The 23,984-nt window shown below is 57.1% G+C and carries 21 protein-coding genes and 2 pseudogenes; 6 read left to right on the forward strand and 17 right to left on the reverse strand.

Annotated elements, in window-relative coordinates:
* Window positions 1–187 precede the first annotated feature (187 nt).
* From AC1MHZ_RS16785 to AC1MHZ_RS16800, 4 genes are all read left to right on the forward strand, one after another.
* The gene (locus AC1MHZ_RS16785) at window positions 188–862 is read left to right on the forward strand and encodes a hypothetical protein (protein ID WP_482966642.1); all 675 of its coding nucleotides are present in this window, start codon (window positions 188–190) and stop codon (window positions 860–862) included.
* A complete protein-coding gene (locus AC1MHZ_RS16790) occupies window positions 822–2,825 on the forward strand; it encodes a hypothetical protein (protein WP_482966643.1) in 2,004 nt (667 codons plus the stop codon). Before AC1MHZ_RS16785 ends, AC1MHZ_RS16790 begins: the two co-directional genes overlap by 41 nt.
* Before the next feature lie 3 nt (window positions 2,826–2,828).
* Window positions 2,829–3,785: an ATP-binding protein gene (locus AC1MHZ_RS16795; protein ID WP_482966644.1), complete on the forward strand. Its 957-nt coding sequence runs from the start codon at window positions 2,829–2,831 to the stop codon at window positions 3,783–3,785.
* A gap of 232 nt (window positions 3,786–4,017) precedes the next feature.
* Complete coding sequence (locus AC1MHZ_RS16800; protein WP_482966645.1) at window positions 4,018–5,253, forward strand: hypothetical protein; 1,236 nt, start codon at window positions 4,018–4,020, stop codon at window positions 5,251–5,253.
* Window positions 5,254–5,552: 299 nt separating this feature from the next.
* Here the strand turns inward: AC1MHZ_RS16800 and AC1MHZ_RS16805 are convergent, their stop codons facing one another.
* Window positions 5,553–5,969 carry a hypothetical protein gene (locus AC1MHZ_RS16805; protein ID WP_482966646.1) on the reverse strand — a complete coding sequence of 139 codons (417 nt, stop codon included), beginning with the start codon at window positions 5,967–5,969 and terminating at the stop codon, window positions 5,553–5,555.
* Window positions 5,970–6,059: 90 nt separating this feature from the next.
* Between AC1MHZ_RS16805 and AC1MHZ_RS16810 the strand changes: the two genes are divergently transcribed.
* Complete coding sequence (locus AC1MHZ_RS16810) at window positions 6,060–6,329, forward strand: helix-turn-helix domain-containing protein (RefSeq protein WP_371058895.1); 270 nt, start codon at window positions 6,060–6,062, stop codon at window positions 6,327–6,329.
* A 128-nt stretch (window positions 6,330–6,457) separates the two neighbouring features.
* Here AC1MHZ_RS16810 and AC1MHZ_RS16815 read toward each other — a convergent pair whose 3' ends face one another.
* Together AC1MHZ_RS16815 and AC1MHZ_RS16820 are read right to left on the reverse strand one after the other, a co-directional pair.
* Window positions 6,458–6,907: a hypothetical protein gene (locus AC1MHZ_RS16815; protein WP_482966647.1), complete on the reverse strand. Its 450-nt coding sequence runs from the start codon at window positions 6,905–6,907 to the stop codon at window positions 6,458–6,460.
* Window positions 6,908–7,060: 153 nt separating this feature from the next.
* Window positions 7,061–7,579: an HNH endonuclease signature motif containing protein gene (locus AC1MHZ_RS16820; RefSeq protein WP_482966648.1), complete on the reverse strand. Its 519-nt coding sequence runs from the start codon at window positions 7,577–7,579 to the stop codon at window positions 7,061–7,063.
* A 51-nt stretch (window positions 7,580–7,630) separates the two neighbouring features.
* On the opposite strand from AC1MHZ_RS16820, the gene AC1MHZ_RS16825 reads away from it, so the two are divergent.
* A complete protein-coding gene (locus AC1MHZ_RS16825; RefSeq protein ID WP_482966649.1) occupies window positions 7,631–7,864 on the forward strand; it encodes a hypothetical protein in 234 nt (77 codons plus the stop codon).
* A gap of 114 nt (window positions 7,865–7,978) precedes the next feature.
* Here the strand turns inward: AC1MHZ_RS16825 and AC1MHZ_RS16830 are convergent, their stop codons facing one another.
* From AC1MHZ_RS16830 to AC1MHZ_RS16895, 14 genes and pseudogenes are all read right to left on the reverse strand, one after another.
* Window positions 7,979–9,109 (reverse strand): site-specific integrase, encoded by a 1,131-nt coding sequence (locus AC1MHZ_RS16830; protein WP_482966731.1) that lies wholly within the window; start codon window positions 9,107–9,109, stop codon window positions 7,979–7,981.
* Between the two features lie 571 nt (window positions 9,110–9,680).
* Window positions 9,681–9,868: pseudogene (locus tag AC1MHZ_RS16835) on the reverse strand (hypothetical protein); the annotation flags it as partial.
* A 103-nt stretch (window positions 9,869–9,971) separates the two neighbouring features.
* Window positions 9,972–10,727 carry a methyl-accepting chemotaxis protein gene (locus AC1MHZ_RS16840; RefSeq protein WP_482966732.1) on the reverse strand — a complete coding sequence of 252 codons (756 nt, stop codon included), beginning with the start codon at window positions 10,725–10,727 and terminating at the stop codon, window positions 9,972–9,974.
* A gap of 102 nt (window positions 10,728–10,829) precedes the next feature.
* Window positions 10,830–12,080: pseudogene (locus AC1MHZ_RS16845) on the reverse strand (methyl-accepting chemotaxis protein); the annotation flags it as partial.
* Window positions 12,081–12,157: 77 nt separating this feature from the next.
* The gene (locus tag AC1MHZ_RS16850) at window positions 12,158–13,321 is read right to left on the reverse strand and encodes a mandelate racemase/muconate lactonizing enzyme family protein (protein WP_482966650.1); all 1,164 of its coding nucleotides are present in this window, start codon (window positions 13,319–13,321) and stop codon (window positions 12,158–12,160) included.
* A 48-nt stretch (window positions 13,322–13,369) separates the two neighbouring features.
* Window positions 13,370–14,593, reverse strand: a complete 1,224-nt coding sequence (locus AC1MHZ_RS16855; protein ID WP_482966651.1) for a PLP-dependent aminotransferase family protein — start codon at window positions 14,591–14,593, stop codon at window positions 13,370–13,372.
* A 19-nt stretch (window positions 14,594–14,612) separates the two neighbouring features.
* Window positions 14,613–15,107, reverse strand: a complete 495-nt coding sequence (locus tag AC1MHZ_RS16860) for a flavin reductase family protein (protein WP_482966652.1) — start codon at window positions 15,105–15,107, stop codon at window positions 14,613–14,615.
* 46 nt (window positions 15,108–15,153) lie between these two features.
* Entirely contained in the window at window positions 15,154–16,590 is a 1,437-nt protein-coding gene (locus tag AC1MHZ_RS16865) for an NAD-dependent succinate-semialdehyde dehydrogenase (RefSeq protein ID WP_482966653.1), read from the reverse strand.
* Between the two features lie 149 nt (window positions 16,591–16,739).
* Complete coding sequence (locus AC1MHZ_RS16870) at window positions 16,740–17,888, reverse strand: MFS transporter (protein ID WP_482966654.1); 1,149 nt, start codon at window positions 17,886–17,888, stop codon at window positions 16,740–16,742.
* A gap of 60 nt (window positions 17,889–17,948) precedes the next feature.
* Entirely contained in the window at window positions 17,949–19,601 is a 1,653-nt protein-coding gene (locus AC1MHZ_RS16875) for a GMC family oxidoreductase (RefSeq protein WP_482966655.1), read from the reverse strand.
* A 39-nt stretch (window positions 19,602–19,640) separates the two neighbouring features.
* Window positions 19,641–20,693, reverse strand: coding sequence for an ABC transporter ATP-binding protein (locus AC1MHZ_RS16880; RefSeq protein WP_482966656.1), 1,053 nt, complete (start codon window positions 20,691–20,693; stop codon window positions 19,641–19,643).
* Window positions 20,656–21,522 carry an ABC transporter permease gene (locus tag AC1MHZ_RS16885; protein WP_482966657.1) on the reverse strand — a complete coding sequence of 289 codons (867 nt, stop codon included), beginning with the start codon at window positions 21,520–21,522 and terminating at the stop codon, window positions 20,656–20,658. Before AC1MHZ_RS16885 ends, AC1MHZ_RS16880 begins: the two co-directional genes overlap by 38 nt.
* Entirely contained in the window at window positions 21,516–22,412 is an 897-nt protein-coding gene (locus tag AC1MHZ_RS16890; RefSeq protein WP_482966658.1) for an ABC transporter permease, read from the reverse strand. The genes AC1MHZ_RS16885 and AC1MHZ_RS16890 overlap by 7 nt, the downstream gene beginning before the upstream one ends.
* A gap of 182 nt (window positions 22,413–22,594) precedes the next feature.
* Window positions 22,595–23,701, reverse strand: coding sequence for an LLM class flavin-dependent oxidoreductase (locus AC1MHZ_RS16895; RefSeq protein WP_482966659.1), 1,107 nt, complete (start codon window positions 23,699–23,701; stop codon window positions 22,595–22,597).
* Between the last annotated feature and the right edge of the window lie 283 nt (window positions 23,702–23,984).

Here is a 23,984-nt window from a genome sequence, read left to right on the forward strand (position 1 = left end):
AGAAAATTATATTTCTACGCTAGTTGCATGGATCATGCATCGGGGCAATTGCTTTGAATGGGCATTTATAGTGCCGTGTTATATTTCTTTAAGGCATGGCACCTATGGCCAAACAATATAATTGGATTCGCAAAATTTGCGCTAGCGTATCGCTTAAGGAAGGCTGGATGGTTTTGGGTTTTGTGTTATGTCAAAAACAGTAAAGAGTGCCGCCAAGTACAATCTTTACAAGAAATATGGGGGCAAGAGTGGGCGGGCGAACAATATATGGTTGGTCTATAGCGAGAAGATGCATCGTGACTTTGCATTAAATTCTGACTTGCGCCTTTTCCACTGGATTTACTGGCTTGAAACTAATGCGTATGTAAGAAGCTTTGAGTACTTGGACAAAAAAACCTCAGCCGAACCGGATGGCGAATTGATTACGGCAGATGGCTGTGTTAAACAATTCTGGATAGCAAAAAAAATACCACCCAAGATCCATGCTGACAATGCTGAGCTCGAATCTGACTGTATAATAGTTTCACCTGATGAGATTATATCAAAAGCACCGGAGGCTATGCGAATTTTTGGGGCATTGTCTTTTTGCGCTGGTGTCCGTGACCAAGAATTGGCTCAAATCGAAAACAGACTCATATTGGTCGAGCGCCAAATGATGAGCGGAACGATAAGGCAGCTATTGGAGGCTTTTGAAGGAATAGAGGAATCTCTGGTTGCAGGAGTCATTGTTAGACACATGATTCGAAACTTGATTGATGTGGACTTCACGCGGGATTTCTTTGGCCGGCAAACACGATGGCATTTGTCAGGAGGCCCTCCAAGTGAATATCAGACTCAGTCGAGGCGGAGCAGTCCAAAATAGAGCCTGTGACCAATTTGAATCTTGGCAGAGGCCCGATGTCTCGCATTTAAACGATAGCGACAAAGAGGTTTATATCTTCAGGTATCGAGCCCTCGAGATGTACTCAGCAGGAAGTAAGCTAAGCGATATTGAAGGGTTGACGGGAATCGCTCCTTCGCAAGTTGTATCTCTAGCAAAAAAATGCCTCGAAATTTCACCAGACGGTAATCCGTGGGGATGTCGCGCTCTATTACCAAGAATTAGACTGGCGCCGTATACCCGAAGCGCTCCCCCGACAAATGGCAGCGCTAGTGGAAGAGGGGGGTATGCAGGAGCTTTTGGTTGGATTCTTGATCAATATGAAGATTTACCAGAGCTATTGCGCAAGAAAATCTTCAAGATAGGAGGTCGCGGGACGGTATATGAACATAAGGTGAGTGCTAAAACTCTCCATTCGATTTTTCTTCATACCTTACAAGAGCTTGGGGCACCGATAGATCAATGGCCATTCACTACCGAGCTCAAGGGGGCGAGAACAATTAGCAAGTTTTTAAATGCAATTATGGACAGGAATTTTGATCAGGCGGTTCTAGTTAATGAAGAGCCATCGGCCCGCGCTCATCTTAAGGTTGGAAAGGGCATACACACAAGTCTTAGATCTAGTCAGCCCTATGACATAGTCGAGGTTGATGCCTACAAGATAGATTGTCACACATCCGTTGAATTCATGACTCCTGAGGGAATACTCACTGCTGTCCATATTACGCGAATGTGGTTGCTAGCGATGATCGATGTCGCTTCGACTGCTGTCATAAGTTATACCCTTGTGTTTAAGCCAGAGGTTAATGCTGAGGATGTGGTCAATCTGTTTCGGATTGCTTTGTTGCCAAACCGTGAAAGGCCATTACCACTCGTCGACGGGCTGATTTATCCCGAAGGCTCTGGCTTACCCAGCGAAGTGATTGAGGAATGCAAAGGGGCATTATGGTCGATTGTCAAATTTGACGGTGCGCTCGCTAACCTTGCTGAGAAAGTTACTGATCAATCACGTAAAGAACTTGGCTACTCTTGGAATGTTGGGCCTTCGCAACATTTTGAAAGACGAAACTCTATAGAGCGGAAATTTGCTGATTTCGCAAATAGCATTTTTTCGCGAATGCCGTCTACCACGGGGCATGGTCCAGGCAAAGGTCGAGCCGATAAAGCTGAGCAAATTGCGGTTACCAAGCGAATCATCGCAGATGAAATCAGGCATATGCTTGATGTGGAGATCGCTATGTATAATGCTCTTCCTACCGAAGGTCTCTACATGTCCCCTCTAGACTATATCCGACAAAAAATCACGAACAACAATAACCATCTGATTTTGCGAAAGCTTCCCAATGCGCACTTTCAGAATGCTTCTGAAATATTACTCAGAAAGAAACGTGTGTTCGTCAGAGGTGGGCGGAGAACTGGCCGTGCACCACACATTCAGTTTGCGAGAGTTAAGTATACGAGCGAGCAATTGAGGCAGGCAGCTAGTCTGATCGGCAAGCAGATATACATTGAAATTTTTGAGGACGATATACGGTATCTGAGGGCATTCACTTTGCAGGGTGAGTCTTTGGGAATGTTGGTTGCTATGGGGCATTGGGCGGACATGAAACATAGCCTGGCCACCCGGCAAGCAATCAATAAATTGGTATCTGAACGGGTCGTTATTATCGCCAGGGGGCAAAATCCCGTGCAGGTGTACATGCAATATTTGACCACAAAAAGCAAAACCAGCGGGAAAAAGTCAAAATCCCCTCTCAGTACTCGACAGGCGACCGAGGCGAAACGACTATCGGATGAAACAGGTCTGAGTTTAAATATTCATGATCCAATAGAAGGCGCAGAGTATCCTTCAATTTTATCATTGGATCTCGAAGCGGAAGGTCACTGCAGCTTTGCACCGATGCCAGACCTCAACAAATTAATTGGCAAGAACAAGCTGAGGTGAATCATGTTGGTTCTTGATGATAAATCGCGTGCTGAACTTTTTCGCACCCATCCGGTCAAACGAGATAAATATACTATCCTGACCCCGATGATCAAGGCGTCATATGCGATGTTCCGGGAGAAAGTCTTTTTTAGGCACTCCGGTGCCTTTATGTTTGCCTCCCCTCGCATGGGGAAGACGCGATGCGCACTTGCCATCAAAGACTTGCTTTCTAGCGAGTTCCCTGATTCTTATGTTCTGTATCATACAATGGATAGTGAGCGAGCTACTTATCTGGTGCGCGATTTGTTGAGCTCGGCAAATTTAGCCGCTGCCAATCGAGAGAGTCGCGCAATACAACTAGAACGTTATATCGAGCATATCGCTGCCGAGTGCGAGGTCAGAGGCGGGGACCAATTTGTCCTGATTGTTGATGAGATGCAGTTGATGCTGTTGCAGGCATTTAACGACCTCTTGGTGGTCCATAATCGGCTTGATGCAAAAGGTATCAGCATGACAACCCTGGGCTTCGGCCAACCGCAGATCCTCGAAGCTCGAAATTTTTTGATTTCTCTGGAGGCCTTCAATCTGGTGGCCCGATTTTTAAGCGAGCCTGTACGGTTTGAAGGGTGCTTGTCGGCCAACGTATTTCAATCAATTCTTTACGACTTTGATGAGGTCACTGAATTTCCGCCAAACTCAGGGTGCTCTTATACCGATTTCTTTCTCCCGATTGCTTTCTCCAACAAATATCGTCTTGCAGCGCAGCACGGCGATATTTGGGATGCTTTGGTCCAGTTAGTCGGTGAAGACGTGCTGCCACGAATTCCATTTTCCTATATCATTCGCCTGCTGAATCACCTCTTGATTGTCAATAGGGCGAAAGACTCTCTGGATTTTAGGTTGTCGAGCAAGATGATTGACGTATCGTTGAAGGCGACCTTTCTAACAGACTTTTTTGAGTCCATGAGAATAAAATAGGATGCACAGGAGAGCGCTGAAGATTACGCTTGGTTGTAATAGGCCGCTGGCGCTTTCGTCATCGTGGCTTTTATTTGTCAAAGCGGCAGCAATCAACTACTTGTCACCCAACTATTTGGTCAATATTATGAGGAGGCCCGGCGTAAATTCAAGGGTCGATCCATATTACTGGACCTCGACATTTGTCGATATTCCATATCTGGCGCAGTGCACAGGGCTAGCGGAGCGCTTGTTGGATACCCTGTTCGTGGACCGCTATTCAAAATGTGTTCAAGGTGTGGAGCAGATAATCATCCGTCACTGTCCTGTGTGCATTGCGCAGGGCTATCACTCTGTGCTGTTCCAGTTCGCGCTGTTCGATACTTGCCCATGGCATGGCCATAAACTGATTTCTTGTGCCTCGTGCACTCGTGCCATCTCACAGAAACAGGGCATGCGCTTCACCTTGCATGAGGGGTACTACGAAGCTAGCTTGAAGTGTGGTCATTTTTACTTCAACTCAAAAGCGACCACTCGATTTGATTTTAATACTGATCAGCAGGTTCAAGCCTATCTAGAGAAAGCGTTTTTATGTGCCGAATGGTTGGAACGTTGCACCCATTCGAGTGCGCCCTTTGCACATGTTTTTGGACAGCTAACCTATGATAAGCACCTTGACGAAAGGCTTATAAAAATGATGTACCCGTGCTATTGTTGGGCGCTAAGCATTGGGTTGGCGTGTCCTTGGCCATCAGTGCTCGATGCGCTTAGCTACCCTTGCGCCGATTTCTCGATAATGCATCTAGGCGCTGCAAATAGAGGCAATACACAAGCAGTCGATCTTAAAATAGTGCTGAAAAGCATCCGCCGTCACCTATTCAAACAATTTGTACGCCCGCATAAGAAATGTTACTCATTGCTCTCTTCCTTTACCCAGAAGGACTTGCATTGTCTGGATGCAACTTGGGCATGCAGCGCTGCCTCGGCTTTTTTCGCCTGGGAGCGTTCGATTTCATATCTGGACGGGGGGGACTGGGCGGATGCGCCAAACAGGGTGTCCACGGGCTGGGCAGCGGCGCCAGAACAGGTCCACCAAGTAGCTTCATTATGGCTACTGCATTTTTATACCATCTGGGGTGGCATCGAACGAAATTGTCAGGGCTGCAAGTGTAACCATGATCGGTTTTCAGTCGAACTCGCTTCTTCCGTGCCACCGTTACGCCTGGGTGAAGATAGTGTTGTGATTTACAACTCTCAGGATAAATGCACTGACGTGTTACTGGCATTGCACTGCTCTGAAGCATGGTTGCGGACTGCTGCTTCGGTGCGTTGTGCGACACGGAGACAATATAGCGATATGGTCAACCACCGATCGAGAGAAACAGTGCAGTTCTGGGCTTATGTCGTACGGCCTGAAGTGTGGATGCGCTATTGGGTTGGAAACCAGCCAAGAACTGGCGCTTGGCGCCGTCCCGTTAGCGCCGGGTAGATGACATCAGGTCAATTTTGGCTGCTCCCACAGCCGGGGATCGTCACGCGCTTAGCTGACAGGCTGCCTGCTCTGTGTGCAATTCCGTGCGATCCTGGCCGACCCGCAGTGGTTGGTCAGTCAGACCACTGAGGGGTGCAAAAGCGGCCGAGCGCCGCTGGGCAATCGATCATCCGCGCGCGTTAAACGGAGCAATTCTAGGCGTATCAACCGTATCCGGCACCCCTTTACGCTTCGGGTATAGCCTCATCTCAAAGCCAGGCGCGACGCACCCACTGTGTGGCTGGCTGAAAGACCGCTCAGTCCGCGCGATAGAGTATCAACTGATCGCGAACGAGCGCCACGTTCCAGGCTGATTCCTCATAGTGGGTACCGTTGGCAAGATCAATCATGAATGTGGATCGGTCACCATTTTCCCGCAATTTGATGGCTTGTACTGGCACCATTGACCACATGCCCGAGCCATCGGGGCTGGGCACAACGCTCATGACGCGAGTCACGGTCGCGTTGGCTGGCAGACTCTGCAGGAGCTGCCGAAAATGTTCCACGCAGGAGACCAGCATCATCCGCTGAAAGTCGAAGCTGTTATCCAATTGGGTTACGCATACATAAAGCCAAGGTACGGCCAGCTCCTGCTCGACGATTGCCCATTGCCTGCTTCCGTCAGCGAAATGCAGGCTACCTCGAAGCTCAGCGCCTGGATGAGTCACAAACATGCAGGCCACCTCGTACCGAAAATGAACACTATAGATTGTAGTCCTTTAGTGTTCAATGTCGCTTCATCGTTCCTTTTGCAGGAGTCGCAAATGGAACTGAATGATGCTCTAGGTCGGGCATTACGGAATGCACGCCTCCGCAAAGGTTTTACCCAGGAGGATTTTGGCAGCATCAGCAGCCGAACGTATATCAGTTCCCTGGAACGCGGGATGAAAGCGGTCACCGTCAACAAGCTCACGTCAATCGCCGATCTGATGGGCGTGCACCCACTGAGCATCTTGGCCGAAAGTTTTGTGCTGCAATCCGGGGGCAATTTGGACGAGCTACTGGCCCGCGTCAAAGCCGAACTGTCTGCGTAGTGTTGACACTGGAATGCTTGGGTGCAGGCCTGCTGGTGATCGCTCGCCGCTTTACGAGCGCGCGCTCCTGGTTGATCTTGCGAGAATCGGTTCTGCAATTTATCGCGTTGACTCATTCAGCGCCGGCGCTATTCTCCCGAGTCATCGACGGTACCGAAGCCGAGTCCGGATCTCAGTAAGTTTCCCTCGTACAGACGCGTTTTGAGCTCACCGTGAGCGCTGCGGATCGCCAGCACTGTGGCGTCGATCTGATAGTGGGTGTCAGCTCGCTCAATACGGTTGACCTGCAATACGCTGCACAAGGTTTGGGTACCGCACAACCACAACGTTCGCGCCGAGCCCGAGGTTCCTTCGTGGCGATTGAAGACGAACTGGATGTCCACTTTATTGGCGCTGCGGCGCGCACGGACCAGATCCTCGCACGGATCGGGCGTGTCAATGCTGCTGAAGAAATGCCGCCCCTGGACAAAAATGATGTCACCGCTGGTGATCAAGGCGGGTAGGGTGCCGCGCTCCAGGTCATCGGAAATGTTCCGCGGCACGGTGTGCTCCAGCACGCTGGACAGCATCTGGACCATGTACTGGTACAAGTGGTGAGCGGACCTGGCGTTATAGGGCGCGCGCCCACGTTCATCCAGTTCAACGACGCCGGCGGCGGCACAGAGTCCGTGCTGACGAGCTTCTGCAAAGCCGGATAGGCGCTGCAGATCAACCCCGCAGGTCTTCGCCAGCTAGAACAGTCGCAGGTGATTGAAATACCACCAGTGGCATCCCTGCACCTGCGTCGATTGATGGATAGCGAGTCGGTCCATCTGAGCAGCTTGACGCTCCCACGCCAGCTTCGCAGCGAGCAGCCGTTCTGCCGACAGTGCCACCTCCAAGCCGCGCTGGCTGTGAGCTTCGCCATGATGCAGCGTACACAGCACGGCGAGATTGGCCGGCGAGTGATCGCGACTCTTGGCCCAGGGCTGGATGTGGTGAACCACTACCGGCCGGGTGGGGTCGCGACACACACAGCACAGCCAACGGCTGGCGAATAGCACTTGGATCAAGGACTCTGGCGGGATCGGCGGCCGCTTCCCCTTGTGCAGGCGGGCAATGGTCGGCTGATCGATGCTGAGCGCCTCCAGCGCGGCCACATCGCATTGCTGCAACTTGCTCAGTGTCCAGCCCATCAGCCGCAGGGCTTGGGCGAGGCGGGTGTCCATGCCCCTGGCCAGCAGTGCCAGTTCGGTTGGGTTCTTGGTCACTCCGGTGCTCTCTGACGCCGACGATGCGGTGGCCTGCCAGCGCGGGCTGCCATGTCAGTCCACCAGGATGCTTGGGCTGGCACGACCGCTGCCAATGTCGCTCTTCACGTACTCATCATCGCTTTCCCGGTGGGTGAGTATGCCGAGTTCGTAAAACTGCTAAGTGCGACCATTCAGCTCACCCACTACCTCGCCACGGGCGCCCGCTGGAAGGAGTTTCAGCTGGCTTCGCAGTTTCTCGAGTTTCTCCAACTGCACGTGTTTGATGTCCGAATGCTCCATTGATGTCTCCGAGGCAGGTTGAAATAAGCCCAGCTTACCGTAGAAACAGGCTGACTAGGCGAAAGCGAGCCTGTCCGAATGCGCTTGCGGTTCGTCCAGGTAGAGCGGCCCGCGCCCCTAGGTCGCCTTTGCAGTCACCTCTCCATTCGCGTCATCGGGTGGATCGGACTCATCAATACTGCGTTCATCGAACTGCGCGGCCATGGGCAGCAACTGACTGGCACGACTCCCCAGGAGTGAACCGGCTTGGAAGTAGCCCATCACGGTGCCGACGCTACGGTGCTCGGTCATCGCCATGACTTCGCCGAGTGGCACCCCCTGGCGTCCGGCCTCGGTGACGAAGCCCGAGCGAAGGCTGTGCGCCGCCCAGTCGCCGTCGAGGCCGGCCAGTACCGCGCGACGTTTGACGATCCGCGCGACCTGGTCACCGGACAGCCCAGCAGCCGCGACCCGGCCCCCTTTATACAAGCGGCGAAACAGCGGGCCCTCGCAGGCCGGTGCTACAGCGAGCCAGGCGTTCAGCGCTTGAGCCGCCGGTCCCTGCAGCGGCTTTTCCCGCCGCACGCCGCTTCTGTCGGTTTTGGTCGCCCCGAGTGCGTACAGCCAGGTGTCGGCATCCAGACGGCGCAGGTCTCCGATCTGCAAACCCACGATTTCCGAGCGGCGCCGGCCACCGCCGCTCCAGGCCAGCAACAGCAGGGCGCGATCGCGCGTGCCACGCACGCCGTCAGTGCAGGTGGCGAGCATCGCCTGCAGCGGTTCCAACACCACTGCGGTTTTCTTCCGCACGGATACGCCTTGGCGCGCCTGGGCCTTGCGTGCCTCTCGAAGAAGCGTCTTCACCGCAGGAGCCTCACTTGGGTTATCCCAGCTTCGCAGGCGGTGCCATTTAGCCAAAACTGCCAAGCGATGGCTAACTGTGCTGAACGACAGTGGCCCCGGCTTGCCCTTGACCTTGGCTGCAACTAGTGCAGCGTCGACGGCCGGCGGCAGCAGGTATGTCCAGCCGCCAGTAGCATCGGGCCTGGCCAAATGGTCGACGATGAATTGCACGGCGACCTCGGGTGGCAACGCACTGTCGCCGAGCGAGCGGCGATAACGCAACCGCAGCCAAGCGGACCAGTAGGTGAGGGCGCTCTGGTAGCTGCGCACGGTATTGGCTGCAGTGCCTGCCGCGATGAACGCCTCAGCAGCGGCGCGGGTGCTGTCGGCCAACTCTGCTAACACGAGCGGCTGGGAGGAGGGCATCTGTACCGGCTCTGTCAATTTCATCTCGCTCAACGCTGCAATAGGTTCGGATAACCTGTGGCTTATCAGACCCAATATACCTGGGGTGAAATACAAGCGGTAAGAGATCAGTTCATCGGGTGAGCCAATCCATACAGCGTCTAACGGCGGAATCTAGAAGGTCGCCTTGATGCAAGTTTGACCTCGGCACGGATTGCGTCTCGATTCATCCAACAACTTTTCGAGGGCTTCTTGACCGAGCTTGATTACACGTGCCGTCCCTTCTTGCAATCCGTCGCGATACGCATCGCATCAGGGAGCAGGGGGACGCTGTACAAAGCAAGCATGGTCTGCTCAGTGAACGGACGTGCTCGTTTTGCCGAAAGCGCGAAGCTGATAATCCGTCATGGCCTGAAATGCGGCTTCCGCTGTCAAGCGCAAGCGCTAGACCTCCTCGCCTGTAGCGTCTGAGGCTTCAGCCGCGTGGTAGTGGCGCATTGCTTAAACCGCTTCGGCGTACGCCGAATGATCGGGGAAAAGAACACGAAGGAGTTCGGGCATCATGAGGCTCTGGGCGAAGGGACTGAATCCACTCACCCGATACCAGCAATTGGTAATCCACGACCGTTTGGTACAAGCAATCGGCAAGCAGGCGCAGCCGGTTCAACTCATCAGCCGAGGCGCCGGAGTCTTCTGCCTGGTGGAGGGCCCGAATGGCCTCCAACGCCTCGCGCAGCATGGCTCGCCGGCCAATGCCATGCCTTCAACCGTTCGTTTCACAGCGTTCCTAAACGTCATTGCTCCTGAGTGTAGGCGTTGCTAGGTCCGCGCCCATCCCGACCCAAAGAGTGGATACTCCAGACTGGCGCAAGTCCACCTGCATTCAGACCCGGAAATTACCCATTATTCGCTGTTGTTCATTGGCTAGTTCATTCAGGTTGTGGCCAATCAGTGCAGCCTGTTCCGATTGCGCCGCTAAACCGCGCGTCACATCTCTGATCGCGACCATCGTCCTGCTCACTTCGTCCGACGCGACGCTTTGTTCTTCCGCAGCGCTGGCAATCTGCAAGGTCATCTCGCCGATGATTTCCACCTGAATGCCGATTCTGTCCAAAACCTGGCTGGTACGCTGCACTTCATCGACACTGCTTGCCACCTGCGATTGGCTATGTCGCATGGCATCGACTACTGATAGCGTACCAGCCTGAAGCGTCTCGATCACTTCGCGTATTTCGATTATCGAATCTTGGGTACGCCGTGCAAGATGTCGCACCTCGTCTGCGACGACTGCGAAACCACGCCCAGATTCGCCGGCACGTGCAGCTTCGATGGCAGCATTCAGCGCCAACAGGTTGGTTTGCTCGGCAATCGAGCGGATCACTTCCAGCACTCCGCCGATTTTCTCGCCATTATCAGCTAATGCTCCTACGTCAGTCATTGTCCCGTCGATATGCTGTGCCAGTTCGCTAATCGCCGTATTGGTGTTGCGGATGGCCTGTAAGCCTTCACGGGTCGCATCGTCCACCCTCGTGGCTGCATCGGCGGCGTGTGCTGCATTTTTGGCAACATCATGCGACGTTGCTGTCATTTCTTGCGATGCTGTGGCCACCTGGTCAATTTCGCGGAACTGTTGCTGCATAGCCACCGAACCTGCCCGTGCAAGTGAGGCTGACTCATCTGCAGCCGTCCGCGTAGCATTGGTTGATTGGTTAACCGCGCAGATGACCGGATGCAGCTTGTCAAGGAACCGATTGAAGGCGGACACCAATTGGCCGATTTCGTCGTCGGCTGCCGGCTGAAGGCGCAAGGTCAGGTCGCCATCACCGTCAGCGATTTCATCTAACGTACGTGCTACGCGGGCAATCGGTTTGATGATGACGTGGCCGAGCCAGGTGATCAGGCCCAGGCCGATCAGACCTACGGTCAGGCCTAGGAGCACCTGGGTGTGCATGCTGTGCAGGGTGACGTTATCCATCTGTTGTCCGAGCGCCTCCGCTGGAGCAAGCAGGTCAACCATAGGCACGGCCACAATTGCCATCCAACGCGTGCCATCCGGCGCGGCGAACGGGGTGGCGGCCAGCATGTCAGAGCCCTGCTGGAGGACGCGGGCATTCGGCGCATTGGCTACGCTCTCAAACCTTGCATCCACCTGCACCAGTGATTTGCCCAGGTTGCCCGCAGCCAGACTGTCAGCCGCCACTTGCAGGTCCGGACTGATCAAGAGAATGCGCGCTCGGCCGCCGTAGATGTGGTGTGTGGCCTCAACGACACGCGCTTGGAGGCTGGCGAGACTGATATCGACACTCATTACGCCCTGGACCAAGTCGGCGGCAAGTAGCGGTACAGCGACGGTAGCCATCAAGGTGGTAACACCGCTGCCGTCGGTGTAGCTGTAGGGGTTGGTCAAGCAGATACGGCCATGCTTGCGTGCGCATGTGTACCAGTAAGTAGCGCTGCTGCCATCGTCGAGGATCTCTTTTTCCGGGATGGTGTAACTGGGGATTCGAGTTGAGTGGTACACCGAGAAACGGCCCTTTTCGTTGCCTTCGAATGCGCGCCCGGCAAATGGCATGTCCATGGTGGTTGGTTCGAAGGCCACGCCCACCCCGAAAGGCAAGGGGTTCTCCTTTACCTGATTGGCCAATGCTGCACTGGTGCGTTGGCGCCTCATCGCTTCGTCGCTCAGGGCGCTACGTTCGAACATCAGCTGGCGGCTTAGTGTCTGACCAAACTCTGAAGCTTGCTGGAACAGCGCCGCGGCCTCGCGGGCTTGTGCATCGGCTATTTCGCCCAAATACGTCTGTGCACCTTTGCGGAGCATGTCGGTACTGGCCTGTTTGACCAGCTCAGCGGAACGTTCAGAAAGGTGCAAAGAGGTCAGGACTAAAGCGCCAACTGCAGCAGCCATGCACGACCCGGCTAGCACGCAGATCCGCCATTTCAATGAGATTCTCGAGAACACGTCCATGGTTTTTCCTGCTACGAACAGCATCGTCAATTGTTGTTATTTGGGACACACCCATGCGAAAAGGGCCGCTTGCGCGACCCTTATTTACGACCACCGGTGTCTTACTGAGCCTTGATGTCAGCCCACAGGTACGGTGCAATGGCTTGCTGATTCAGCGTGACGCCGAGGCCGACGTCAGCGGGCATAGCCAACTTGCCATCGGCAATCCGAGCTTCCGGAGCGTTATCGACGACTTGCACATACTTCGGCGAGTCGCTGAAGTACGGGTAGATCTCCATGGTCATAAAGTTCGGCAGGGTTACTGCGACCTGCATGGTCGCTGCGGTGCACAGCGAGCTGGCGCAGTTATGCGGCGCTACGCGCATGTTGTAGGCCTCGGCCATGGCTGCGATCTTCTTGGTTTCGCCCAGGCCGCCTGTGTTACCCACATCTGGCTGGACGATATCGACCACTTGTTTTTCGATCAGTCGGCGGAAGCCCTGACGGGTGTAGAGGCGCTCTCCCGCGGCCATCGACGCCTGGGTTGCCTTGGAAATTTTTTCCATGGCGCCCACATCGAATGCATCGCAAGGTTCTTCGATCCAAGTGATACCCAGGTCTTCATAGCGCTTGCACAGGCGGATGGTTTCGGCAGTGGTCATGCCACCGCTCAAGTCGATGTAGACCTCGGCCGCATCGCCGGTTACTTCCAGCAATTGCTTGACGCGCTGGTAGGCCAACTCGGTGAACTCGCGGTCGTGCGCACGACGTTGTACGTGTTGCAGGCGCCCCTTTTCGTCCTGGGTGGCGAGCGGGTAGCACTTGAGCGCCTTGTAGCCATCCTTCATCGGGCGTTCGGCCGCCTTTGCCCAGGAATTGGCGTCGAAGCAGTGGTAGTTCCATCCGTTGGCGTAGACCGGCACCTCGTCGAACACTTTGCCACCGAAGAATTCGTAAACCGGTAGCTTGGCGGCCTTGCCCTTGATGTCCCACAGTGCGGTCTCGATGGCGCTAATGCCGGCGAAAACGATAGCGCCGCCACCCTTGGCCCAGAACGAATTGTCGTACATCTTGGAGTAAAGCTCCTCGATGCGGAATGGGTCCGCACCGATCACTACACGCTCGCACAGGTCCTTGATCATGCCGGCTGCCGCAGTGGCGCCTAGTCCATAAGCGATAGCAGCTTCGCCGATTCCGGTGATGCCTTCATCAGTGGTCAGTTCAACGATGATCGGTTTGACGTAGCCGCTTTCAACCAGAAAGACTTTTGCCGCGATTACTTTCATGTGAGCTCCAGTGTGTCGCATAGATCTGCAAGCCAGGCTTGCAACGGGTTATTGGAAAAGCAGGCAGTCCATCGGGCTGCCCAAGGGAGGATGGTCGGCGCATAACCGGTCAATGCTGGCGAGTGCTAATGCCAGGGTTTTCAGATCGTGGCGCTGTTTCAGGGTGCTACTGAGGGTTTCAGCCAAGCATTCGCACGCCTGGGCATCCATGCCGCGAACGCTGATAGGCAAGGTGCTGAGTGTCAGCAGGTTGGGGCTGGCAGCCTCGCCGCGCCGTTCCAGTCGAATACCCAAGCGCCCCAATGCCGTGCTGGCTTGGCGGTTATTCAGTCGCAGGGGAGTGAGATCGAGCAAGAGCATTGCGGTGTCGCTGCCACCGAATAGCACCGACAACCCGCGGGCCTGGAAAACCTTGCTCATCACACGGGCGTTGGTCAGCGCCAGCTGATGCCGAGCCACTTCCAACGGGGCGTCGGCCTGCTGCAACCCGCGCAGCAATGCCCGTTGCATGCGCGGCGGCATGCGGGTCGGGTGACTGTGCAGAAACCCTTGCCGGATGCACAGGAATAGCCTGGCATCGCGGGTCATGAAAAAGCCGCCGCGTGGGCCTTGCAGAGACTTGTGCGTGGCCCCAGTGATCACATCGGCCCAGTGCAGTGGGCTGGGATGGATGCCAGCGGCAACAAGCCCGGCAATGCGGGAAATATCGATGACAAGGCGTGCGCCCACCTCATCGGCGATGGTCTTGAGGGCCCGGTAATCGAAGGGTCGGGTGTACGCTGAATAGCCCGCGACGATACAACGGGGCTGCGTCGCCCGTGCTTGGCACAGGAGCCCTTGGTAATCCACCAGCCCGTTGTCGTAACAGGCAGCCCGGCTGCGCACCAGTCGCGGTGTGTTGGCGGACACGTAGAGGGTGTCCAGAGTCAGTTCCAGCTCAGGATCCGGTAGGCACAGCACTGCATCGCCCGGGCTCAGCAGCGCTTTGAATACGGCGCGATTGGCTTGCCCGCCGCTACAGGGGTCAAAACTGGCATGGCTGGCGGCGAACAAGCGCAAGGCCACACTCTGCAGACCGCGTGCGATCGGCTCCGCCCTCTGATGCAAAATCGGTTGGCCTGGCGTGCGAAACGGCTCATGAGCCACCTGGGTGTTAGCCAGATCGTCAGTAGGAGAGAGGTTCAGCCGGTCGCGATCGGCGCGCCAGCCGAACTTCACGCTGGACATCAGCTCCTGCACCAACCCCTGTAATGGTGTAGCGATGACGCTCATTTCGGTCACTCCCGGCCATTCAGCGATTGGCGACATACTCGATCGCCTGATGCAGGCCGCGCCCCTTCCACAGCAGGCATTCGTTAAGCTCCGGTTCGCACAGACTGATGGACTCGATAAGGCCAACGAAAATGGTGTGGGAGAAGCCGTCAAAGCAGTTACCGATACGGCACACCATGCCGACCGGAGCGTTGCGCAGCACCGGCGCCTTGCCGTTGCCCAACGCCCAGTCCTCGACGGCAAAACGCTCGGCCCCCTTACTGGTGTTGAAGCGGTTGACCACATGGGCGTGGGCCGGGGCCAGCAGGCTCACACCGAAGTAGCCGTTATTGAGGATCAGGTCGTGGGCAGAGGCCGTCTTATTGATGCACACGATTACCGAGGGCGGTTCGGCCGACAGGCTGCACACGGCAGTAGCAATCAGACCTGCCGGTTGCTCATTGGCGAAGGTGGTGATAGCAGTGACGGCGCCGGCAAAGCGGCCCATGGCTTCTTTGAATTGTTGTTCGATCATGGCGATGTCCTCAAAAGTGCCGGCCGCACCTGCGGCCGGCCGTAGGTCAGGCGTGCATGCAGGAAACGAAATGCGTGTGCAAGTAACCGTCCAAGGCCTCGCTGCCACCTTCGGAGCCGTGGCCCGAATCTTTAATCCCGCCGTAGGGGGTTTCTGGCAGGGCCAGGCCCAGGTGGTTGATGGTCAGCATGCCGGCCTCGACGCCCTGGGTCAGGGCGTGTACATCGGCCTGACGACGGGTCCAGGCGTACGAGGCAAGGCCAAACGGCAGGCGGTTGGCCTCGGCAATGGCTTCGTCCAAGTGATGGAACGCACTGAACAGAGCCACCGGGCCGAACGGTTCTTCGTTCATGATGGCCATTTCGGGGGTGACATTGCTCAATACTGTTGGGGCGTAGAAGTGGCCCGGGCGATCCAGGCGCGCGCCGCCGGTTTCTATCCGGGCGCCTTTAGTTACGGCGTCCGCGACCAGGCGTTCGACTGCCTGCAGGCGCCGCTCGTTGATCAGCGGGCCCATCTGCGTCGAAGGGTCGAGGCCATCGCCCACTTTCAGCGCTGTCGCTGCGTCGCTGAACATCTCGACAAAGCGGGCGTAGACGCCGTCCTGAACTAGGAAGCGGGTTGGCGAAATACACACCTGCCCGGCATTGCGGAACTTGAAGGCGATCAGCGCAGAGCAGGCTGCTTCCAGGTCTGCGTCATTGCAGATGATGACCGGCGCATGGCCGCCGAGCTCCATGGTCGCAGGTTTCATGTATTGGCCGGCAAGGGCTGCCAAGTGCTTGCCGACGGGAACGGAGCCGGTGAAGGAAACCTTGCGGATGACCGGGCTCGGGATGCAGTGATCGGAGATCTCGGAAGGCACGCCATACACCAGTTGCAGTGTACCGGCCGGTACCCCGGCATCGGTGAAGCAGGCGAACATCGCCGCTGGAGCGGCAGGGGTTTCCTCGGGGCCCTTAATGATCATCGAGCAGCCAGCAGCCAGCGCCGGGGCAATTTTGCGCAGGATCTGGCTGACCGGGAAGTTCCAGGGAGTGAAGCCGATGGCGGGGCCGATTGGCACGCGAATGGCCTGCTGTGTGACGTTGTTGGCGCGGGACGGAATCACTCGCCCGTAGGTTCGACGAGCCTCCTCGGCGAACCAGTCGACCAGATCGGCAGCGCCGTTCACTTCCATACGGGCTTCGTCCAGCGGTTTGCCTTCTTCAACGGTAATCAGCGTGGCGATAGCTTCGGCGCGCTCGCGCATCAGACCTGCGGCTTTGCGCATCAACTTGCTACGTTCGAACACCGAGATTGCCTGCCAGGCCTTAAACCCGACCTGGGCGGCTTGCAACGCTTCGTCCAGGTCGGCGCGGCTGGCATGGGCAAAGCTGCCGATGGTGGCGCCGGTGGCGGGGTTGACCACCTCGCCCCGCACGCCGTCGCCGCCGTTGCGCCATTGGCCGTTGATCAGCAATTTCACCTCTGGATAGTTCATGACATCTCCTGACTGTTCATTGAACCCGGAAAATCACGGGATCTCTTGTTTGATCAGTAATGAGCAATCGCTATGCCAAATTTTTTTATCTTTAATTTCAGAAGCTTATGAGTGTGCCTCGGCTAATTCTCAATAGTGAGAAGGCATTCTCACGTGCATTTCAGGCCGCGCGTCACTGCGGGTCTGGCAAACAGGCAAAGCACCAGCAAGCTCGCTGTCAGGCACCAGAACGCGGTATGCAATGAGGTGATTTCAGAGAGGTGACCGATGAAACCAGGGCCCAGCAGCACGCCGAGGTAGCCGATGGTCGCCACGCTGCTCAGGCTGGCTGCCGCTGGCATGTGGTTCTGAGTGAGGGCGGCGCGGAACAGGATCGGCACCGCGTTGGCCATGCCCAGCCCGGCGAGGGCGAAGCCGATCAGTGCGCCGCTCAAGGACAGGGTTTGAGCCAGTACCAGGCCCAGCAGCGAAACAGCGGCGCCGCCGAGCAGCAGCACGCTGTCGCCAAGACAGCGGGCGAGCCGGTCGCCAATCAGTCGCGCACAGGTCATCGCCAAGGTGAAGGCGCTATAGGCCATGCCCGCCGACGCCAACGGCACGTTGTGCACACCCTTTAGATAGAGCGCGCTCCAGTCGAGCATTGCGCCCTCGATCAACAGGCAGATGAAGGCCAGGACGGCAATCAGCAGCACCACGCCCTTCGGCCAGAGGAACGAGGCGTCATCCAGCGCGTCCAGTTGACGGATCTGATGGCTGCGGGCAATCAGCAGGATCACCGCGGCAGTGCCCGCAGCAATGCACGAAGCCGACAACGGCGAGGCGCCTTGGTTAAGCATCAGCGTGACGCCTGCCGCACCGGCAAAGGTACCGGCGCTGAACAGCCCGTGGAAGCCGGACATCAGCGGTTGCCCTGCGGCCTTTTCTACCATGGCGCCCTGGAGGTTGACGCAGATGTCACCCAAGCCCAGGCAGGCGCCGAAAACGAACAGCGCCACAGCGAACTGCCAAGGCTCTGAAATGACTGAAAGCGCGACCAGCGCGACACTGAAACAGATACCCGACAGCTGCATCAGACGGCGCAGGCCCATGAACCGAGCGATACGGCCGGCGAAGGGCATGCTTAATAACGAGCCGAAGCCAATGCACAGCAGCAGGCTGCCGAACACGCCGTCATCTAGCATCAGGCGTTGCTTGGCGTAAGCAACCAGTGGTGCCCAAGCGGCCATGGTGAAGCCTACTGCGAAAAACGTAAGGCGGGTTGCCCGCTGGTAGGCGGGTGTTCCGAATATTGATTGCATGCGCGTTTCCTTTGAAGAAAAAAGGCCACCCGAGGGTGGCCTTCGTCAGTCGCACTAGAGTCAGACTTCGGCTTTACGGACTGGGTTGGTTTGCAGCTGGGCGGTGCCCTGCAGTGGTTGTGGCAGCAGCGAGCGACGGCCCTTGATGAAATCTGCCAGGCGCTCACCCAGCATCATTGATGGCGCACTGGTGTTCCCCGACACCAACTGCGGCATCGCCGAGGTGTCGCATACCCTCAAGCCTTTCAGACCATGCACACGGAATTCGGGGTCGACCACGGCCATGGCATCAGTGCCCATCTTGCAGGCGCCTGACGGGTGTAACGCCCCCTGCGCGGTTTCACGTACAAAGCGCACCCGTTCCTCATGGGTCGTCAGCGGCTGGCGAGGACGATGCACATGCGCCACGTACGGTTTGAGTGCTGGCTGTTCCATGATCTCCATGCCCAGGCGCACGGCCTCGGCGAGTTGTTCGACATCGTAGGGGTCGGACAGGTAGTTGGGATCGACCCGCGGCGGCGTGTCCGGATTGGCATCGCGCAGACGTACCGTGCCGCGTGAGCGGGGGCGGGTCTGGTAGACGTTGACTGTGCAGCCGTTGCCGCTAGGGGTGGTTTCCGCACCTTCCTCAACGCCTGCACCTGGCAGGAAGTGGAACTGCAGGTTAGGCAAAGGGTCGTTCTGGTCGCCGTACCACACCAGCCCGCCCTCGCAGATGTTCGAGGTAATCGGCCCGTTGCGGAACAACAGATACTGCAGGCCCGCCCAGGCCTGCCAATGGAGTTTCTTGTACTTGTCGTAGCTGTGTGGACCAGTCAGCTCGTAGATCAGGAACATATCCACATGGTCCTGGAAGTTTTCGCCCACGCCCGGCAGGTCATGCACAACCGGCACACCGACCGAGCGCAGATGGTCGGCCGGGCCGATCCCGGAGCGCAGCAGCAGGGTAGGCGAGCCCACCGCGCCGGCACTGACGATCACTTCCTTTTCGGCGCGCAAGACCTTGACCTTGTCACCTTCGCGATATTCCACGCCATAGGCGCGACCGTTCTCGACCAACACGCGCAGCACCTGGCAGCCGGTGCGAATCTTCAGATTGGAGCGCTTTCGTGCGGGGTTCAGATACGCTACCGCCGCACTGCAACGCAAGCCGTTGCGCATCTTCACTTGGTAGAAACCGACGCCTTGCTGTTTACCGGAGTTGAAGTCGGCGTTGAATGGGATACCCAGCTGCTGCGCAGCCTTCACCCAGCTTTTCGTCAGGTAATGTGTGGCGCGTTGGTCTGACACGCCCAATGGGCCGCCCTGACCGTGCGCTTCGCCGGCAAAGCGCTCATTGTCTTCACTGCGCTTGAAGTATGGCAGCACTTCCTTGTACGACCAGCCGGTGCAGCCCATGGCTTCCCAGTTGTCGTAGTCCTCCGGGCAGCCGCGCATGTAGACCATGGCGTTGACCGAGCTACCGCCGCCTAGCACACGGCCCTGCACCATTTCCGGGGTGATGCCGTTCTGTTCGCGCTGTGGCTCCAGCTTGTAGCGGGTCAGTAAGTTGCCCTTGGCCGTTTTGAAGTAGGTCACCGGCATGTGGATATAGGGGTTCCAGTCCCGCGAACCTTGTTCGAGCAGGGTGACCGAAACGTTCGAATCTTCCGTAAGCCTGGACGCCACTGCACAAGCAGCCGGGCCTCCGCCTACCACGATGTAATCAACCAACTTGGGTACTCCTTCTTATTGCTATAAGACGTCGTGCGATCAATGGGTGAGCACGACTACGGCTTCATCGGGCCAGGACAGCTGCACAAGGCTGCCTGGAGCATGCTCGATTCCGGTAACTGGGCGTGATTGCTGGCAGGTGAACAGGTTGTTGCCATGTTTCACCTGGTAGACCACGCGGTTGCCAATGAACACCACATCCTGAACCTCCCCAGCGAGGGTGTTGTGACCACCGCCCGCAAGGCCGGGTGTGGCGGCGCTCAGGCGTATTGCTTCAGGGCGGATCGACAGCGAGACGCTAGCGCCTTCAGTTGCGCGGCGCACCGCGCCGCGCGCCGCGAACATTGAGGTCGAGATGTCAGCAAAACCGCCGTTTACAGCACCCACGTGCCCTTCGATGATATTGGTGTCGCCGAAGAAGCGTGCGCAGAACAGCGACTCTGGTGCGGCGTACAAGTCTTGCGGCGAGCCGAGCTGTTCGATTTCGCCCTTGTTCATCAGCACAACTCGGTCGGAGAGGATCATCGCTTCGTCCTGATCGTGGGTGACGTACACGAACGTGGTGCCAGTTTCCTCATGAATGCGCTTGAGTTCCTTGAGCATGTGGTGGCGGATCTTCAGGTCAAGCGCCGCCAGCGGCTCGTCGAGCAGTAGCACATCGGGCCGGTTCACCAGGGCCCGGGCGAGGGCCACACGTTGGCATTGACCGCCACTGAGTTCATTGATCCAGCGGTTGGCAAAGCTGTCCAGTTGCACCAGGTGCAGCATGGCGTTCACCTGCTCTTTGATCTGTGCTTTCGACACGCCCTGCAGGCGCAGGCCAAAGGCAACGTTGTCGAATACGTCCAGATGCGGGAAAAGCGCATAACGCTGGAATACCATGTTCACGCTGCGCTTCTCCGGTGGCAAGGCCACCGCATCGTTTCCGGCGATCAGCAGGTTGCCGCTGGTCGGCGCCTCGAAACCGGCGATGATCCGCATCAGTGTCGTCTTGCCGCAGCCGCTGGGGCCGAGCAGCGTGAGGATCTCGCCCTGGCGGATGTCGAGATTGATGTCATTCAAGGCCTTGAAGGGGCCGAACGACTTGTGCACGTTCTTCAGTTGCACGATCGGACGGTTCATGGGCATCGACTCCAGTGGGCGAGGTTCGGTAGGAAGTTTTTGCGCGCTGTTGCAACCAGAAGGCGGCACCAGCAGCGAGAATCACGATCAGCGAAAGCGTGAAGGCAACCATGGACGCAGCATTGATAGTCGGGTCGACCGTACGCCGCATCATTGACCAGACCATCATCGGCAGCGTGGTGTCGTTGCCGCTGACGAATACGGTGATGATCAGCTCATCGAATGACAGGGCGAACACCAGGATTGCTGCGCCGATCAGGCTGGGCCGTAGGATCGGCAGGGTGACCATACGAAACGCCTGGATCGGGCTGGCACCTAGGTCGCGAGCGGCCTCTTCCAGCGACGGATCGAAGTAGTCGATGCGCGAGCGCAGGGTGGCGACGAAGAACGGCAGGGCATACAGCGTGTGGGCAATGGTCACGGTAAGCAGTGAGCGGTTCAGGCCCATCTGCGCGAACGCACTGAGTAGCGCGATGCCTAGAAACAGCCCGGGCAAGGCGATGGGGGCGGCGCAAAGGGTGGCAACAGCCTCGCGAACTTTGCCTTTCATGCGGATCAATGCCAATGCAACGGTAGCGCCAAGCACGGTGGTGGCCAACGATGCCAGGCTTGCTACCAGCAAGCTGTTGTACAGCGAGCTGCGGAAGGTTTCGCTTTCGAAAATCTGCACGTACCAGCGCAGGCTCCAGCCTTCGAATGGGAACACCAGCGATGCTGAGCTGTGGAAGCTGAACATGCCGATGATCACGATCGGTGCATACAGAAACAACAGATAAACCCAGAGATAGAGCCTTAGCATGGCTTGTGCTCCTGTTCATGGAAGCGCAGGCCAGGGGCCAGACGCAGTGCACGCAGCAGTTGGGTAAAGGCAAGGTAGATGCCGATGAACAGCCCCAGGGTGAGGAATGCCATCGCCGCGCCCAATGGCCAGTTGCCGGCGCTGCGGAATTGGTTGGCGATCAGCAGCCCGTTGGTTACCCCGTCACGCCCGCCCAGCAACTGTGGGGTGATGTAGTCCCCGGCGGCCAGGATGAAGGTGAACATGAATGCCGAAACGATGCCCTTGTAAGCCATCGGAATGATCACCCGCAGCAGTACTTGAGTACGCGTAGCGCCAAGATCGCGGGCCGCATCCAGATAGTCTTGCTTCACGTCGCGCAGCGCCGATACCAGCAACAACAGGGCGAAGGGGAACATGATGTGCACCAGAGTAATGATCGAGGCAAAAGGGCTGAACAGCAGAAACTCCAGCGGTTGCCGGATTAAGCCCCACTGCATCAATGTGCTGTTGATCAACCCGTTGGTGCCAAGAATGGTCCGCCAGGCATAGACACGTACCAGGTAGCTGGAAAACCACGACAGCAAGATAAGGTAGAACGCTGCGTTACCGCGGGCTCGGTAGACAATGTAATAGGCCGCCGGAAAACTCAGCACTACCGAGACGATGGCGGTCCACAGGCCGTTGTTCAGGCCGGTGATGCCTGTGCGCCAGAAGCCTGCCGCAGTCAGCGTGCGGGCGTAATTGTCGAGGTTGAATGTAGGATCGATCACGAATGATCGCGCCGTCCAGAAGCTGTAGAGCAACAGCAGTAAACAGGGGAAGACGAAAAACACCAGCATGAACGCCATCGACGGTGCAGCAAGCACCGAACTCAGTACAGTCTGGCGTTGGGCAATGTTCAGACCCATGGCAACTCCTCGGCCGCAAGGCCACAGCAGCCACGCCCTTGTGGGCGGCTTGATCGAAACCTCATTGTTGTAATGGGTGCCCCCCGGCGAAGGGGAGCCCCGTGCTTCTTCGGCAGTTCAAGGTGAAACCGATCGGGCGACTGCTCCGGTCGCCATGGCCGGGCTCAAGGGCCCGGCGCAGGTCACGCTACGTGCTTGAGCGTGGCGCAGTAATCGCGCAGTTTTGGCATGACCGAGTCACTCAGCAGACGCAGCGACTTCTGGTGCAGGGCTGGGTTTTCCCAGTCTTTTTGGGTAGTCAGGAGGGTGCCGAACGGTACACCGACGTAGTCGACGAAGGCCACCAGCTTGTCCAGCACGGTTTTCGGTGAGCCGGACATGACCATCCAGTCCAGGCAGTTATCGCGGGTTACATCGCTGTCCGGGATGTCGGCCGAAGGCTTGAGGATGCGCTTCATGTTGAACGCGGCCATGTCTTCGACGATGTAGTCGTAGTACCAGCCGTAGGAGCTGTCCGGGCGGGCCAGGTAATCAACAGCTTCCTGATCGGTGTCGGTCACCAGGATCGAGCGGGCGATGCGCCACATGGCAGGGTCTGGCCGGCGACCGACCTTCTCGCAACCAATGACGTACTGCTCCCAATGCGATTTCACGTGTACTTCGGGGATGAAGTTGGCGCTGACGATGCCCCAGCCGCGCTCACCGGCCTGGCGCGCGCTGCTCGATGACGGGCTCATGACAGAGATGGCCAACGGCGGGTGAGGCTGCTGGAAAGGTTTAAGCATAGGCCCAAAGCCCAGCGACGGGATGATGTTTTTCTCCAGCTTCACATTCCAGTATTTGCCCTGGATGTTGTAGGGCGGATCAGAGGCCCAGATCTTGTGGATGATGTCGACCGACTCGGTGGTCATCTCGGCGCGGTTGAGCTCCTGGGTGCCGAACAGTTCCATGTCCGAGACCAGGCCGCCAGGGCCTACGCCCATGATCAGGCGGCCGCCGCTGAGATGGTCGAACTGGGCAACATCACCGGCGACGGTAGCAGGGTGGTGTTGAGGCAGGTTGAGTACGCCAGTAGCGAACTTGATGTTCTTGGTGGCGTCGAGCAGGGTGGCGAAGAATTGCAGCGGGTTGGCCACGGGTTCAGAGCTGCAACTGTAGTGCTCGCCAACCCAGACTTCGCTAAAGCCCAGTTGGTCGGCGAGGATCGCGGCTTCGCGGTCCTGTTGCAGCATTTCGGTGTAGTTACGCCGCGGATCGTGCAGCGGCATCATGAACAGACCGAGTTCCATAGTATCTCCTGGCTTCGCTTGTTATTGGTGGTGTCGACGTCAGGGCAACCAGGCGATGCGTGGTCGCTGGCAGCCATCGGTACAGGGGTTCAGCAACAACGGTGCCAAGAGTGGCTGTATGTCTTAACTAGCTGATTTATATGTATTTATTTTTTTCTTTAGGGGGGTTTTTAAAGCGCTGCCGCATTGCTGAGACAGCGCTTGAATCAGGCTTCTCGAAAATGAGAAAGCCGTAGCATCGCTGGCAAGGGCCGTGTGACCCGGGCTACCGGCCCTGTAGTTG

Source organism: Pseudomonas sp. FA-1 (assembly GCF_056856075.1).

Bases quoted from the DNA above. Each gene is read 5' to 3' on its own strand.
- AC1MHZ_RS16785 (WP_482966642.1), top strand. From the start codon at position 188: ATGTCAAAAACAGTAAAGAGTGCCGCCAAGTACAATCTTTACAAGAAA.
- AC1MHZ_RS16795 (WP_482966644.1), top strand. From the start codon at position 2,829: ATGTTGGTTCTTGATGATAAATCGCGTGCTGAACTTTTTCGCACCCAT.
- AC1MHZ_RS16805 (WP_482966646.1), bottom strand. From the start codon at position 5,969: ATGTTTGTGACTCATCCAGGCGCTGAGCTTCGAGGTAGCCTGCATTTC.
- AC1MHZ_RS16810 (WP_371058895.1), top strand. From the start codon at position 6,060: ATGGAACTGAATGATGCTCTAGGTCGGGCATTACGGAATGCACGCCTC.
- AC1MHZ_RS16815 (WP_482966647.1), bottom strand. From the start codon at position 6,907: ATGGTCCAGATGCTGTCCAGCGTGCTGGAGCACACCGTGCCGCGGAAC.
- AC1MHZ_RS16825 (WP_482966649.1), top strand. From the start codon at position 7,631: ATGTCAGTCCACCAGGATGCTTGGGCTGGCACGACCGCTGCCAATGTC.
- AC1MHZ_RS16830 (WP_482966731.1), bottom strand. From the start codon at position 9,109: ATGCCCTCCTCCCAGCCGCTCGTGTTAGCAGAGTTGGCCGACAGCACC.
- AC1MHZ_RS16840 (WP_482966732.1), bottom strand. From the start codon at position 10,727: ATGCAGCAACAGTTCCGCGAAATTGACCAGGTGGCCACAGCATCGCAA.
- AC1MHZ_RS16850 (WP_482966650.1), bottom strand. From the start codon at position 13,321: ATGAAAGTAATCGCGGCAAAAGTCTTTCTGGTTGAAAGCGGCTACGTC.
- AC1MHZ_RS16855 (WP_482966651.1), bottom strand. From the start codon at position 14,593: ATGAGCGTCATCGCTACACCATTACAGGGGTTGGTGCAGGAGCTGATG.
- AC1MHZ_RS16860 (WP_482966652.1), bottom strand. From the start codon at position 15,107: ATGATCGAACAACAATTCAAAGAAGCCATGGGCCGCTTTGCCGGCGCC.
- AC1MHZ_RS16865 (WP_482966653.1), bottom strand. From the start codon at position 16,590: ATGAACTATCCAGAGGTGAAATTGCTGATCAACGGCCAATGGCGCAAC.
- AC1MHZ_RS16870 (WP_482966654.1), bottom strand. From the start codon at position 17,888: ATGCAATCAATATTCGGAACACCCGCCTACCAGCGGGCAACCCGCCTT.
- AC1MHZ_RS16885 (WP_482966657.1), bottom strand. From the start codon at position 21,522: ATGCTAAGGCTCTATCTCTGGGTTTATCTGTTGTTTCTGTATGCACCG.
- AC1MHZ_RS16890 (WP_482966658.1), bottom strand. From the start codon at position 22,412: ATGGGTCTGAACATTGCCCAACGCCAGACTGTACTGAGTTCGGTGCTT.
- AC1MHZ_RS16895 (WP_482966659.1), bottom strand. From the start codon at position 23,701: ATGGAACTCGGTCTGTTCATGATGCCGCTGCACGATCCGCGGCGTAAC.